Origin of the sequence: Rhodococcus sp. NPDC059968, assembly GCF_042738615.1 — a bacterium.
Lineage (GTDB): Bacteria > Actinomycetota > Actinomycetes > Mycobacteriales > Mycobacteriaceae > Rhodococcus_F.
Window position 1 is genome coordinate 7,551 of the sequence record NZ_JBHWUE010000059.1, and the last position, 12,384, is coordinate 19,934.

15 protein-coding genes are annotated in these 12,384 nt (G+C 69.3%); 7 read left to right on the top strand and 8 right to left on the bottom strand.

Features of this window, described 5'->3' with window-relative positions:
- Window positions 1–100: 100 nt before the first annotated feature.
- The 3 genes from ACFWAY_RS35080 to ACFWAY_RS35090 are packed head-to-tail and all read right to left on the bottom strand — an operon-like array spanning window position 101 to window position 2,432.
- Window positions 101–1,171, bottom strand: a complete 1,071-nt coding sequence (locus ACFWAY_RS35080; RefSeq protein ID WP_378454717.1) for a quinone-dependent dihydroorotate dehydrogenase — start codon at window positions 1,169–1,171, stop codon at window positions 101–103.
- A 10-nt stretch (window positions 1,172–1,181) separates the two neighbouring features.
- Window positions 1,182–1,421, bottom strand: a complete 240-nt coding sequence (locus tag ACFWAY_RS35085; protein WP_005243088.1) for a DUF5703 family protein — start codon at window positions 1,419–1,421, stop codon at window positions 1,182–1,184.
- Window positions 1,422–2,432, bottom strand: a complete 1,011-nt coding sequence (locus ACFWAY_RS35090) for a hypothetical protein (RefSeq protein WP_378454716.1) — start codon at window positions 2,430–2,432, stop codon at window positions 1,422–1,424. It abuts the gene before it with no gap.
- A gap of 184 nt (window positions 2,433–2,616) precedes the next feature.
- Between ACFWAY_RS35090 and ACFWAY_RS35095 the strand changes: the two genes are divergently transcribed.
- Window positions 2,617–2,973, top strand: coding sequence for a hypothetical protein (locus tag ACFWAY_RS35095; protein ID WP_378454715.1), 357 nt, complete (start codon window positions 2,617–2,619; stop codon window positions 2,971–2,973).
- A gap of 9 nt (window positions 2,974–2,982) precedes the next feature.
- Here ACFWAY_RS35095 and ACFWAY_RS35100 read toward each other — a convergent pair whose 3' ends face one another.
- From ACFWAY_RS35100 to ACFWAY_RS35120, 5 genes are all read right to left on the bottom strand, one after another.
- On the bottom strand, window positions 2,983–3,861 hold the full coding sequence (locus ACFWAY_RS35100) for a heme ABC transporter ATP-binding protein (protein ID WP_378454714.1): 879 nt from the start codon (window positions 3,859–3,861) through the stop codon (window positions 2,983–2,985).
- Window positions 3,858–4,931 (bottom strand): FecCD family ABC transporter permease, encoded by a 1,074-nt coding sequence (locus ACFWAY_RS35105; protein WP_378454713.1) that lies wholly within the window; start codon window positions 4,929–4,931, stop codon window positions 3,858–3,860. Before ACFWAY_RS35105 ends, ACFWAY_RS35100 begins: the two co-directional genes overlap by 4 nt.
- Complete coding sequence (locus tag ACFWAY_RS35110) at window positions 4,928–5,968, bottom strand: hemin ABC transporter substrate-binding protein (RefSeq protein ID WP_378513779.1); 1,041 nt, start codon at window positions 5,966–5,968, stop codon at window positions 4,928–4,930. Before ACFWAY_RS35110 ends, ACFWAY_RS35105 begins: the two co-directional genes overlap by 4 nt.
- Window positions 5,965–6,651, bottom strand: a complete 687-nt coding sequence (locus ACFWAY_RS35115; protein ID WP_378513780.1) for a heme oxygenase (biliverdin-producing) — start codon at window positions 6,649–6,651, stop codon at window positions 5,965–5,967. Before ACFWAY_RS35115 ends, ACFWAY_RS35110 begins: the two co-directional genes overlap by 4 nt.
- 98 nt (window positions 6,652–6,749) lie before the next feature.
- Window positions 6,750–7,679, bottom strand: a complete 930-nt coding sequence (locus ACFWAY_RS35120) for an aldo/keto reductase (RefSeq protein ID WP_378454710.1) — start codon at window positions 7,677–7,679, stop codon at window positions 6,750–6,752.
- A 92-nt stretch (window positions 7,680–7,771) separates the two neighbouring features.
- Between ACFWAY_RS35120 and ACFWAY_RS35125 the strand changes: the two genes are divergently transcribed.
- The 6 genes from ACFWAY_RS35125 (at window position 7,772) to mshC (ending at window position 12,375) form a co-directional block, all read left to right on the top strand.
- Window positions 7,772–7,915, top strand: a complete 144-nt coding sequence (locus ACFWAY_RS35125) for a hypothetical protein (RefSeq protein WP_378513781.1) — start codon at window positions 7,772–7,774, stop codon at window positions 7,913–7,915.
- Window positions 7,915–8,760, top strand: a complete 846-nt coding sequence (locus tag ACFWAY_RS35130; protein WP_378454709.1) for an undecaprenyl-diphosphate phosphatase — start codon at window positions 7,915–7,917, stop codon at window positions 8,758–8,760. The genes ACFWAY_RS35125 and ACFWAY_RS35130 overlap by 1 nt, the downstream gene beginning before the upstream one ends.
- 40 nt (window positions 8,761–8,800) lie before the next feature.
- The gene (locus ACFWAY_RS35135; protein ID WP_378454708.1) at window positions 8,801–9,499 is read left to right on the top strand and encodes a histidine phosphatase family protein; all 699 of its coding nucleotides are present in this window, start codon (window positions 8,801–8,803) and stop codon (window positions 9,497–9,499) included.
- Between the two features lie 152 nt (window positions 9,500–9,651).
- Window positions 9,652–10,245: a DUF3090 domain-containing protein gene (locus ACFWAY_RS35140; RefSeq protein ID WP_378454707.1), complete on the top strand. Its 594-nt coding sequence runs from the start codon at window positions 9,652–9,654 to the stop codon at window positions 10,243–10,245.
- 6 nt (window positions 10,246–10,251) lie between these two features.
- On the top strand, window positions 10,252–11,055 hold the full coding sequence (locus ACFWAY_RS35145; RefSeq protein WP_378454758.1) for an SCO1664 family protein: 804 nt from the start codon (window positions 10,252–10,254) through the stop codon (window positions 11,053–11,055).
- Between the two features lie 72 nt (window positions 11,056–11,127).
- Complete coding sequence (mshC, locus tag ACFWAY_RS35150) at window positions 11,128–12,375, top strand: cysteine--1-D-myo-inosityl 2-amino-2-deoxy-alpha-D-glucopyranoside ligase (protein WP_378513782.1); 1,248 nt, start codon at window positions 11,128–11,130, stop codon at window positions 12,373–12,375.
- Window positions 12,376–12,384: the final 9 nt, after the last annotated feature.

Genomic DNA, 12,384 nt, shown 5'->3' on the forward strand with positions numbered 1-12,384 from the left:
ATCGTGGGGCGTACCGCGCTGTCCGTCTTAACGTCGGCAACCCCGGGGGGGCGGCCGAATCCTCGGGATTCGCCGGCCACCGGTCTGTGTGCGGTCCGTGTCAGCGCACGGCGCCGGCGCCGACCGCATCGGCGACGGAGGAGTAGCCGGCCTCGCGCACCTTCCGGGCCAGCCCCTTGTGGATGCGGCGAGCCCAGAACGGCCCGCCGTAGATGAATCCGGTGTACCCCTGCACGAGGGACGCCCCGGCCAGGATCCGTTCCCATGCCTGGTCGACCGTCTCGATACCGCCGACGGAGATCAGCACCAGGCGATCGCCCACCCGCGCGTGCAGGCGACGGAGAACCTCAAGGGATCGTTCGGCGACCGGAGGTCCCGACAACCCGCCGGCTCCGATCGCGGTCACCTCGACGTCCGGGGTGTTCAGCCCGTCTCGGCGGATGGTCGTGTTGGTCGCGACGATGCCGGCCAGGCCGAGTTCGAGCGCCAGATCCGCGACCGCGTCGACGTCGTCGTCGGACAGGTCGGGGGCGATCTTCACCAGAACCGGGACGGTCACGCAGTCGAGAACGGCACGCAGGAGAGGCCGGAGAGATTCGACGGCCTGCAGGTCCCGCAGTCCCGGGGTGTTCGGTGAGCTGACGTTGACGACCATGAAGTCGGCCAGCGGGCCGAGCAGTTGCGCGCTCGCGGTGTAATCGGCAGGGGCGTCCGCGGCGTCGACGATCTTGGTCTTGCCGATGTTCGCGCCGATCGGGACACCGGCCCGGCGCTGACGGAGATGATTGGCGGCATTGCCTGCGCCGTGATTGTTGAAACCCATTCGGTTGATCAGGGCGCGGTCCGCGGGCAGCCGGAACAGGCGGGGAGCCGGGTTGCCGGGCTGCGCCTGGGCGGTGACGGTGCCCACCTCGGCGAACCCGAAGCCGAGGGGACCCCACGTGTCGACGCCGGTCGCATCCTTGTCGAACCCGGCGGCCAGTCCGAGCGGCGCCGGGAAGTCGAGTCCGAACACGGTGTTCTGCAGTACCGGATCGTCCACGACGAGAACCTTGCCGACGAGCTGACGCAGCGGCGAGAACCGCGTGACCAGGCGCATCGCAGCGAAGGCCAGATGATGAATCCGCTCCGGCGGAACGCGGAACATCACCCGTAAGAGCAGGTGGTACAAGGAGGTCTCCCTAGATTGCGGGGTCGGGGACATGGTGAGCGGTTTTCCTTCGTTTGAGCAGCACACGGCGGCTTCCGTCGGAGTACAGGCGGACTCGGGACAGCTCCCAGCCACCGAACTCCGCCTGGATGGCCAACCTCATCGAAGCGCTGATGCGGGTGACGTCGGGTGGCAGCCGGAGCGGCACGTACTCGAAGTCCTCGGATTCGATCTCCCACCCGGAGGGGAGTCGACGTGAATGCGATGCCATCTACGAACTCCTCGTCGGGATCTGCTGCAGGCCGTCTCCCGTCGCGGAACCGATCAGGAGGTCACCGTTCACGGTATCCACAGTGACAGAGTTCGGCTGCCGGACGGTGGGATACCGTGCCGTTTCCACGCCGACACCGCTCGACAGGTCGAATCCGACCACTTCGTTGGTCTCGGTCAGCGTGACCCACGCCCGGTCGGCGGTGTCGTCGTAGGCGACGGCGTACGGCGCGAGCCCGGCGGGGAACCGCTGGCGGAGCATCAGGGTGTCGGTGGTGTAGGCGAGCAGTTCGTCGCCGGTGGTGTCGGTGACGAGGATTCGTCCGTAGTGATCGGTCGTGAGCTGCGTCGCGCCTTCACCGGCGCGCAGCGCGACGCCGAGCGCGGCACCGGGGACGTCGATGGCGGTGACGGACGTCTGACCACGGTCGAGAGCGGTGAGCGAGTCGCCGACGACGGCAAGCCCGTCGACGGACGTGAGGCCGCCGATCACCTGTGACTCGTTCGTCGCGGTGTTCACGATGTGAATCTCGCCATTGCCCAGGCCCATCGCCAGCCGCCCGTCGGGCAGTTGGGCCACCGAACGGACGTCGCCGTCGGCCGGTACGAACGTCACCTCGCCCGTTCGCAGGTCGAGCCGTCCTACCTGCGTGTTCATGGCGAGGAGCGCTACACCACCGGGGGCGAGGGAGACCTGGGCGACGGTGTCGTCCAGCGGAATCACCCGCGGAGCCGCCGTGAAATCCCCGGCCGGGAACAGCAGGATCTGGTTGCCTTCGCCTCCCAGGACCACGGTTGTGCGGGTCTCGGGGTCGAATGTGGTGGACTCGATCGGCAGGCCGACGGGGTGGACGACACCGGCGGGTGAGGTGGTCTGGCCCGGGGACTGCGCGGCACTCGCGGGCGCGATCGTGATCGCCTGATCCTCGTCGGAGTTCGACGAACAGCCCGTGACCAGTAGAAATGCCGCTCCGATACACGAGGCGACGACGCGCGCTCCCGGTCTACCCATGTGCTGCTCCTCGGGGTTCTCTCATCGACCTACACCTGCACAACTACCCACAAGCATCCCTGATCCGCGAAACGCCCACGAAAGCGGTCGGTGCCGAGCGGGTGCCGAGGCGATACCGTGAGAAACATCGACCCCGCGCCCGGCGGTTTCCCGACCGCCGGCCCAGGTCATCGAGGAGAAGACCGTGGAAATTCCCGAAACACCGACGTTCACCGTCGAAGACATCTCGGTCGGACCGCACGCACACGGCTTCGGCCGGACCGCAGAAGGTAACTCCTACGCATTCCGGGTGCGCAAGAGCACGATGCACGTCGAGGTCTACCGCGCCGACGTCGAAACCGAGGTTCCGGCTCCGGAAGACATCGTGGCGTCGGCGCGGCGCTCGGTCCGGGAGATCGACCTGACCGATGAACGCAGCATCGTCGCCGTCGTGAGAGATGCCGTGTCCGATCCCGATTCCCAGGTGGCGGGGCCGCCGGAGGACGGGATCACCGTGCGGGCGGTCCTCAGCCGTCTCGGGGCTGTCATCGACGGACTGTGACCCCGCGGTCTAGCGGTGATCGCGGCGGGGGAGGACGAGGGTCGCACCGGTCACCGGGTGCGCGATGACCTCGACGGGGTGCCCGTACACCCGGGTCAGCAAGTCCTCGGACAGGACGTCGGCGGGAGGGCCGTCGGCGGCGACGCGGCCCTGCTCGAGGACCACGATCCGGTCCGCGTACGCGGCGGCGAGCGCGAGGTCGTGGAGGACGACCACCACCGCGGTGCCCTGCTCCGCGCGGGAGCGGGCGAGACGCATCACGGTCTCCTGGTGGCCGAGGTCGAGGGCGGCGGTGGGCTCGTCGAGCAGGATCGTCTCGGTGCGCTGCGCCAGCACCCGCGCCAGAGCCGCCCGCGCACGTTCGCCACCCGACAGCGCGGTGAACGGCCGGTCGGCGAACGCCACGACGTCGCAGATCCGCATGGCCTCGGCGATCGCGGCGGCGTCGTCGTCGGAGCGGGGCGTGCGTGCCCACGGTGAGCGGCCCATCGTGATCACCTGACGCGCGGTGAACGAGAATCCGACCGTGTTCTGCTGGGGGAGGACCGCCCGGCGCTGGGCCATCTCGAGCGCCGTCCACTCGCCGAGATCCCGGTCGTCGAGGTGCACGGTGCCCGCGTGCACGTACTGATCGCCCGACAGCGCCGCGAGGAGGGTCGACTTGCCTGCCCCGTTGGGGCCGACGAGGACGAGGACCTCGCCGATCCGCACGTCCACGGACACGTCGTCGAGCACCGGCCTGCCCCCGCGGGTGACCGCGATGCCGTCCGCCCGCAGCGTCACGGCCCCCGAGGGGCGCGGAGGGGGCACCGGGTCGGTCCGTCGGAACAGGCTCTGCTCGATGGCCTCGCCGACTCGGGTGCGGAGCGGGTGGAATGACGGACTCATGCCCACCCGCCCTGACTGGCCCGGGTGCGGCGCAGCAACCAGAAGAAGAACGGCCCGCCGACAAGGGCTGTCAGCATGCCGAGCGGGAGGTCCGCGTTCGCCACGAGTGACCGGGCGCCGAGGTCGGCGAGCAGCAGCACGAGCGAGCCGCACAGCGCGCTCGCCGGAATCAGGGCCCGGTGGCCGGGCCCGACGGCGATGCGCATCAGGTGCGGGACGACCAGTCCGACGAACAGGATGATGCCGGTGAAGGCGACGCTGGACGAGACGAGCAGGGCGACGATCAGCACGGCGAGCTGACGCAGCCGCTCGACGTCGAGGCCGAGGTGCCGGGCCGCGCTCTCGCCGAGGGACAGCAGGTCGAGTTTCCCGGCGATCATCATCGTGGCGGCGATCCCGGCGACGGTCATCGGTGCCACCACCGCGACGGCGTTCCAGGTGGCCCCGTTGAGGCTGCCCAGTTGCCAGAAGACGATCTGATCGCGGGCGGCCGGGGATGCGATGAACGTGAAGAAGGCGATGAGGCCGCCGGCGAACGCGTTGACCGCGACACCGGTGAGGACGAGGGTGACGACCTCGGTGCGGCCCTCGTGCCGGGCGAGGACGTAGACGGCGACGGTGGTGATCAGTCCGGCGACGAATGCGGCCGCGGCCACCGTCCACCCGGCCGCGAACGCGCCGCCGACCACGATGGCGGCGCTGGCGCCGACCGCGGCGCCGGCGGACACCCCGATGACACCGGGTTCGGCGAGCGGGTTCGCGAACACACCCTGCAGCAGCGCACCCGCGCATCCGAGCGCCGCCCCGACCAGGATGGCGAGGACCACGCGCGGGAACCGGACCTCCCAGAGCGTCACCTCGCCGCTGGGGTGCGCAGGCATCGGTCCGAGATCCAGTCCGATGCGGTGCAGGATGCTGCCGAGAACCTCTCCGGGTCCGGTCGGCACCTGTCCGATGCAGGCCGAGAAGACGGCGGCGACGGCAAGGGCGATCAGCAGACCGCCGAGGACGGCACCGGTTCGAGTGCGTGAGGAAGGCTTACCCGGAGCGTGGAGGTCCTCGACGGTCATGGATTGTCGGTCGGGTAGACGGCGTCGGCCAACGCGCCGAGAACACGGCCCGTGTTCGGGCCGAAGCTGAGCAGCACCCCGTCCTGCATGTCGACGACGCGCTGGTTCTTGCCCGCCGGAGTCTGCGCAACCCCGGGGATCTTCTCCAGTCCCTCGATGCCGCCGATCGATTCGAGCCCGCCCGTCATCATCAGGAGGACGTCGGGAGCGGCGGCGATGAGAGCCTCACTGGTGATCGGCGCGAACTGCTGCGTGATGCCCGATGCGGTGCCGGCGTCGACGGCGCCGAGCGCGTCGATCAGCGAGTCGGCACCCGAGCCCGGGCCGCCGATCATGGTGATCGCGGTGCCACGCAGATAGAGGAATGCGATCTTCAGGGGATCGTCGCCCTGGGGGGCGCGACTCCGGGCGGCCGCGATCTCGGTCTCGGTGCGGGCCGCGAGTTCGCGGCCCTGCTCGGGCACGCCGAGCGCGTTCGCCACCGCCGTGATCTGAGCGGGCACGCCCTCGAGGGTCCGCGTCGGATCGAAATAGACGACCGGAATACCGGCTGCCCGCAGCTGATCCTGCACGGCCTGCGGTCCGATGCTGGTGTCGGTGAGGATCACCGTCGGCGCCAGGTCGAGGATGGCCTCGGCGTTGAGGGACTGCCCGCCCGGTGTCACCACCGGCACGTCCTGTGCGGCCGGGAACTCGGAGGCGATGTCCCGGCCCACCACGTTGTCGCCGAGTCCGAGCGCGAAGACCGTCTCGGTGAGCGTTCCGTAGCGGTCCGCGGTCACGATCCGGCTCGCGTCCGTGATCGTCACGTCCGCCCCGTCGAAACCGCGGACCGTGACGGGCAGCATCGGCGTGGCGGGGGACGCGAGAGGTTCGGGATCCAGGTCGTCGAGGACCGCCGTGCGCGCACCGCCGGTGCCGCCGGCGCTGTCACCGGCGCCGGAAGTGCACGCCGACACCCCCACCGCGGACACGAGAAGCAGGACGAGGACGGCGAACGGCGACCTGTCCGTGCGGGTCCGGAACACCGATCTCATCGTGCGAGGTACCGGTCGATGTCCGCTTCGAGGGCGGCGAACAGGTCGCCGTTGAGACGGTAGGCGAGGTTGACCTCGTCGATCACCCGTTGCTGGTCCTCCGGAGACAGGGGCGCGGCGTCGAGTTTCGCGCGGTAGGTGTTTTTGAACACCTTCGGTTTCGGGATCTCGTCGAAGATGTAGAACTGCAGGCCGTCGGTGGTGTACCCGTAGGCGCGCTCGAGCATGCGCCGGATGATCTGCCCACCCGACAGGTCTCCCATGTACCGGATGTAGTGGTGCGCAACGAAACCGGCGGGCCACTCGTACGCCACCTCGCGAAGCCGCTCCACGTAGCGGGTGGTGGCGGGCAGCGCGGACACCGTCTCGCGCCACGACGGCCCGCGCAGGAACTTGAGATCCGCTTCCAGCGACGGAACCCGCAGCAGTTCGTCGTGGAGAAACGGCGAGGCGACGGGGTTGCCGGTGTGGGTGCGCCCGGCGTCCTCGAGTTCGCGGTAGACGAGATACGTCTGCGCGAGCAGTTCGGCGTAGCCGTCCGAGGTGAGTTCACCGGCGAGGAGGGCCCCGACGAAACGGGACTGTTCGGTCTCCCGGTGTGCGGCGTTCGTCCCGGCCTTGATGCGCTCGGCGAAGCCGACGGTTCGGCGATCGGCCGCGTCGGCCTCGTTCAGCGTGGTCATGGACTCTCCTGCAGATCTACGGGCGTCGGCCGGTGGGCACCAGGTTAGCCTGCCCTGCACGTGAACTGCAGGTGCACGTCCGTCGGCTGCTGCACACGCTAGGCGCTGACGTCGTCCAGCGCCGCCGCGATCGCGGCAGGCAACTCCAGTTCCTCGGCGACGAGCACACCGGTCAGCTGTGCGATGTCCCTGGCCCCCACGACCGCGCTCGCGACACCCGGACGGTCGCGCGCCCACGCGAGCGCGACGGCCAGCGGGGACGTGCCGAGGCCGTCGGCCGCGGTCACGACCGCGTCGACCACTCGGACGGAGGAGTCGGTGAGGTAACTCTGGACGTCCTGCGCGTGCGCGTCGTCGGCACCACGTGAATCGACGGGGATGCCGTTACGGTATTTGCCGGTCAGGACCCCGCGGGCGAGCGGCACCGCCGCGAACACACCGATGCCGTGATGCGCCGCGGCCGGAACGAGTTCTTCCTCGACGCCGCGGGCGAGCAGCGAGTACTCCACCTGGGTGGCGACGAGCGTGGTGCCCCGCGACGCGCCTGCCGCGGTGGCCAGCTGCCACCCGAGGTAACCCCGAGCCCCGACATACCGGACCCGGCCGGTCGCCACCGCGAAATCGAGTGTGGCGGCGACCTCGTCGACCGGCGTGAACGGATCCCAGGTGGCGACCTGCCACATGTCCAGGTAGTCGGTGCCGAGTTCGCGCAGGGTGGCGTCGAGCTGGGCGACGAGACCCCGTCGCGAGCAGTCGATCCGCGACGGACCCGACGGGTTGATCCCGGAACTCGAGCTCAGGACGAGTTCCGTTCGCGGCACCACGTCGTCGAGCAGTTCCGCCAGGATCCGCTGCGCCACACCGTCGCCGTACGCGGGCGACGTGTCGACGAGCGTTCCGCCCGCATCGACGAACGCCGCGATCTGCGCCGCGGCCTCGTCGCCGTCCGTGTCCCGACCCCAGGTGAGCGTGCCCAGGCCGAGTCGTGACACTCGTAACCCGCTTGCTCCGACCGATCTCTGTTCCATAACCGCCTGCGTCTCGTACCGTAGCTGCAACCCGGGCTTCGCCCCCGAAGATGCTGGTGCCCCCCGGGACCGGCCACCACAGGTGCAGAGTAGTGGGGTATCGCACGGCGGGGGTCCTGCCACGCCGGATTCTGCCGGAGGTCGCCCTCCCCGGTACCGTGGCGCCGGTGAATTACGAACGCGACATGGGAAATTGGCGTCAGAGCGGCACATTCGACCTCGGGACCGGTGAGTGATGGGCGAGGCGATGTCCTGGCTCCAGGCGATTGTCCTCGGTGCGGTCCAGGGATTGACCGAGTTCCTGCCGATCTCCTCGTCCGGCCATCTCCGGATCGTGTCGGAGGTCTTCTTCGGTGACGACGCCGGTGCATCCTTCACCGCCGTCACCCAGCTCGGCACGGAAGCTGCGGTGCTGATCTACTTCGCCCGCGACATCGGGCGGATCATCGCCGCGTGGTTCCGGGGACTGTTCCATCCCGAGCATCGCGGTGACCTCGATTACCGGATGGGCTGGTATGTGATCATCGGCACGATCCCGGTCGGTGTGCTCGGCTTCCTGTTCAAGGACCAGATCCGCACCGGTGCCCGCAACCTGTGGCTGATCGCCACCATGCTGATCGTGTTCGCATTCGTCATCGCGGCGGCCGAGTACTACGGGCGGAAGGTGCGTCCCGTCGAGGACCTGCGCGCCAAGGACGGCATCATCATGGGTTCGGCCCAGGCGCTCGCCCTGATCCCGGGCGTCTCGCGGTCGGGCGGCACGATCAGCGCCGGCCTTTTCCTCGGACTCACCCGCGAAGCCGCGGCGCGTTACTCCTTCCTGCTCGCCATCCCCGCGGTCGTCGCGTCCGGGCTGTTCAGCCTGCCGGACGCGTTCGAACCGGCCGGTGAGGGTCTCAACGCGAGCGGCCCGCAACTCCTCGTCGCGACCGTGATCGCGTTCGCCATCGGCTACGCGTCGATCGCATGGCTGCTGCGTTTCGTCGTCGACCACTCGATGTACTGGTTCGTCGGCTACCGCATCATCCTCGGCGTGGTCGTCCTGTCGCTTCTCGCGACCGGCGTCGTGTCGGCCACCTGAGATCGGGCGGCCGGGGAGTGCACGACACTAGGCTGGGCCAATGACAGTTGTGCTGCTGCGCCACGGGCGGTCGACCTCGAACACTGCACACACGCTTGCCGGCCGGTCACCGGGAGTCGAACTCGACGACCGCGGCCGCGAGCAGGCGCAGGCCATCGTGTCCCGGCTCGCGGACGTGGTGATCGAGGAGATCGTGCATTCGCCGCTCGTGCGGTGCGAGCAGACCGTGGAACCGCTCGCCCGCGCACGGGGCCTGACCCCGGTGGTGGAACATCGGCTGGTCGAGGTCGACTACGGCGAGTGGACGGGTCGTGAGCTGAAGGTCCTGCTCGAGGAACCGCTGTGGAAGGTCGTGCAGCAGCACGCGTCCGCCGCGGTGTTCCCGGGAGGGGAAGGTCTGGCGCAGGTCCAGGCCCGGGCCGTCGCCGCGGTCCGGGAGCACGACGCGCGACTCGCGGAACTGCACGGCCGGGACGTCGTGTGGGTGGCGTGCTCGCACGGTGACGTCATCAAGTCGGTCCTCGCGGACGCCCTCGGCGCGCACCTCGACGGATTCCAGAGAATCGTCGCGGAGCCGGCCTCGATCAGTGTCGTCCGGTACACCTCCACCCGTCCGTACGTGCTGAAGATGAACGACACCGGAGCCGACCTATCGGGAGTGAACACGCCACCGGTGTCCGGTGACGGCGCCCGGGCCGAAGTATCCGGATCGGTGCCCGGCGGGGAGGTCCGCCTGTGACGATTAGGCGGACCCCGCCGGTGTCGATTAGGCGGACCCCGCCGGTGACGATTGACGGATAATGAACGCAACATGCTGCGAGGAACAGTCCGAGACGGAACAACGAGTGGGCAGCGCCGCAGTAGGGCCCGGCTCCAGCTGAAGGAGGTGCAATGTCACGCGCAATTCACGTATTCCGCACTCCTGACCGATTCATTGCCGGGACGGTGGGTGAGCCCGGCGACAGGTCGTTCTATCTCCAGGCAGTACACGAGGCGCGAGTGATCAGCGTCCTGCTGGAGAAACAGCAGGTTCAGGTTCTGGCCGACCGGATGGGACTCCTCCTCGAGGAAGTGCACCGCCGGTTCGGGACGGAGGTTCCCCCGGAGGGGGCCGAACTCGGCGACGCGAGCCCCCTCGTCACCCCGATCGACGCCGAGTTCCGGGTCGGCACGATGGGCCTGGGCTGGGACGCGGACGCCGGAGCCGTCGTGGTGGAACTGCTCGCCGTCAGCGAGACGGAGTTCGACGAGTCCGTCGTTCTCGACGACTCCGAGGACGGACCGGACGCCGTGCGCGTCTTCCTCACCCCGTTGCAGGCGCGGGACTTCTCGTTGCGGTCCGAACGGGTCATCGCCGCCGGTCGCGCGCCGTGCCCGCTGTGCGGTGAGCCGCTGGCCCCGGAGGGACACATCTGCATCCGGACCAACGGGTACCGCCGCGGCCAGAGCTTCGGCCTCACCCCGGAGATGGACGAGGAGGACTGACGGTTGTTGCCTGCCGAGGAGTCCGATCCTCTGGAGTCCGGCGAGCTGACCCTCATCGGCCAGATCACCCACGCCAGTAACGCCACCTTGGTGTGCGACGCGGTCGACGGTGAGAACACCGTCCGCTGCGTGTACAAGCCGGTCCGCGGGGAGCGTCCGTTGTGGGACTTCCCGGACGGCACACTCGCCGGGCGTGAATACGCGTCGTATCTCGTGTCCGAGCAGCTCGGGTGGGGTGTGATTCCCCGCACTCTCCTGCGGGACGGTCCGTTCGGCCCGGGGATGGTGCAGCGGTGGGTCGACACCCCCGACCGGCACGCCGACGACACCGGCGGTCTCGACCTGGTCGACCTCTGCGCCCCCGACGCCGTCCCCGAGGGGTGGTTCGAGATTTTGCGCGCCACCGACATGGACGGCGAACCGGTCGCGCTCATCCATGCAGACGACCCGCGGCTGCAGCGGATGGCGGTCCTCGACGTGCTGATCAACAACGCCGACCGCAAGGGTGGCCACGCGCTCGAGGGGCTCGACGGTTCCGTCTACGGCGTCGACCACGGCATTTGCCTGCACACGGAGAACAAGCTGCGGACCGTGTTGTGGGGGTGGGCCGGTACGGAGGTGCCGGGCGCCCTCGTCGTCGACATCGCCGAACTGATCTCCTCGCTCGAGGGTGACTTCGGTGCGCGGCTCGGTGAGCACATCACGTCCGGCGAGGTCGCCGCGCTGTACGAGCGTGCCGTGGATCTCCTCGCGGCGCCCGTGATGCCCCGGCCGAACGGTCACCGGCCCATCCCGTGGCCCGCGTTCTGACGGACCCGTTCGGGGCCCTGTGGGCGGCGGCTCCCTCCGAGGCGGAAACACGGGTCCACTAGGCTCGCTGTCATGCAGTCTTGGTCCGAAACCGCTGTCCCGTCCGTTCCAGGCCAGGGGCCTCCGCTGCGGTTGTTCGACACCGCTGACCGGCAGGTTCGCCCCGTCACTCCCGGGCGCACGGCCACGATGTACGTGTGCGGTATCACCCCCTATGACGCCACCCACCTCGGTCACGCGGCCACATACCTGACGTTCGATCTGGTGAACCGGATCTGGCGTGACGCCGGGCACGACGTGCACTACGTCCAGAACGTCACCGACGTCGACGACCCGCTGTTCGAGCGCGCCAACCGCGACGGTGAGGACTGGGTCGTCCTCGGCATGCGCGAGACAGCGCTGTTCCGCGAAGATATGGAAGCCCTCCGGGTGCTGCCCCCGCGCGACTACATCGGCGCGGTGGAGTCGATCGGCGAGGTGATCGAGATGGTCGAGAAGTTCGTCGCGTCCGGCGCCGCGTACGTCGTCGACGATCCCGAATTCCCCGACGTGTACTTCCGTGCCAAAGCGACGGAGCAGTTCGGGTACGAGTCCGGCTACGACCGCGAGACGATGGACAAGTTCTTCGCCGAGCGCGGCGGCGACCCCGACCGCCCCGGCAAGGAGGATCCCCTCGACGCCCTGGTGTGGCGTGCGGTCCGGCCGGGCGAGCCGTCCTGGCCGTCGCCGTTCGGCCCCGGGCGCCCCGGCTGGCACATCGAGTGTTCGGCCATCGCCCTCAACCGCATCGGATCGGGTTTCGACGTGCAGGGCGGCGGCAGCGACCTGATCTTCCCGCACCACGAGTACTCCGCAGCGCACGCCGAGTCGGCCACGGGCGACCGTCGCTTCGCCCGCCACTACGTGCACACCGGCATGATCGGTCTCGACGGCGAGAAGATGTCGAAGAGCCGCGGCAACCTCGTGTTCGTGTCGAAGCTGCGCGGCGAGGGTGTCGACCCGGCCGCCATCCGCCTCGGACTGCTGTCCGGGCACTACCGGCAGGACCGCCCGTGGACCGAGCAGGTTCTCGCCGACGCCCACACCCGGCTGAAGCTGTGGAAGGACGCCGCCGCACTCGATTCGGCACAGTCGGCCACCGACACGATCGCCCGGCTGCGCCAGCATCTCGCGGACGATCTCGACGCCCCGAAGGCACTCGACGCCCTCGACGGCTGGGCCCGTCGCGCCCTCGACAACGGTGGCTCGGACACGACCGCGCCGGGCGAATTCGCCGCCGCCGTGGACGCCCTCCTCGGTGTGCGCCTTCAGCGCCCGTGAGTACTTGTT

Excerpts from the sequence above, each read along its gene's own strand:
- ACFWAY_RS35110 (WP_378513779.1), bottom strand. The coding sequence starts at position 5,968 with ATGAGATCGGTGTTCCGGACCCGCACGGACAGGTCGCCGTTCGCCGTC.
- ACFWAY_RS35100 (WP_378454714.1), bottom strand. The coding sequence starts at position 3,861 with ATGAGTCCGTCATTCCACCCGCTCCGCACCCGAGTCGGCGAGGCCATC.
- ACFWAY_RS35140 (WP_378454707.1), top strand. The coding sequence starts at position 9,652 with ATGTCACGCGCAATTCACGTATTCCGCACTCCTGACCGATTCATTGCC.
- ACFWAY_RS35105 (WP_378454713.1), bottom strand. The coding sequence starts at position 4,931 with ATGACCGTCGAGGACCTCCACGCTCCGGGTAAGCCTTCCTCACGCACT.
- ACFWAY_RS35085 (WP_005243088.1), bottom strand. The coding sequence starts at position 1,421 with ATGGCATCGCATTCACGTCGACTCCCCTCCGGGTGGGAGATCGAATCC.
- ACFWAY_RS35120 (WP_378454710.1), bottom strand. The coding sequence starts at position 7,679 with ATGGAACAGAGATCGGTCGGAGCAAGCGGGTTACGAGTGTCACGACTC.
- ACFWAY_RS35090 (WP_378454716.1), bottom strand. The coding sequence starts at position 2,432 with ATGGGTAGACCGGGAGCGCGCGTCGTCGCCTCGTGTATCGGAGCGGCA.
- ACFWAY_RS35115 (WP_378513780.1), bottom strand. The coding sequence starts at position 6,651 with ATGACCACGCTGAACGAGGCCGACGCGGCCGATCGCCGAACCGTCGGC.
- mshC (WP_378513782.1), top strand. The coding sequence starts at position 11,128 with ATGCAGTCTTGGTCCGAAACCGCTGTCCCGTCCGTTCCAGGCCAGGGG.
- ACFWAY_RS35130 (WP_378454709.1), top strand. The coding sequence starts at position 7,915 with ATGGGCGAGGCGATGTCCTGGCTCCAGGCGATTGTCCTCGGTGCGGTC.
- ACFWAY_RS35135 (WP_378454708.1), top strand. The coding sequence starts at position 8,801 with ATGACAGTTGTGCTGCTGCGCCACGGGCGGTCGACCTCGAACACTGCA.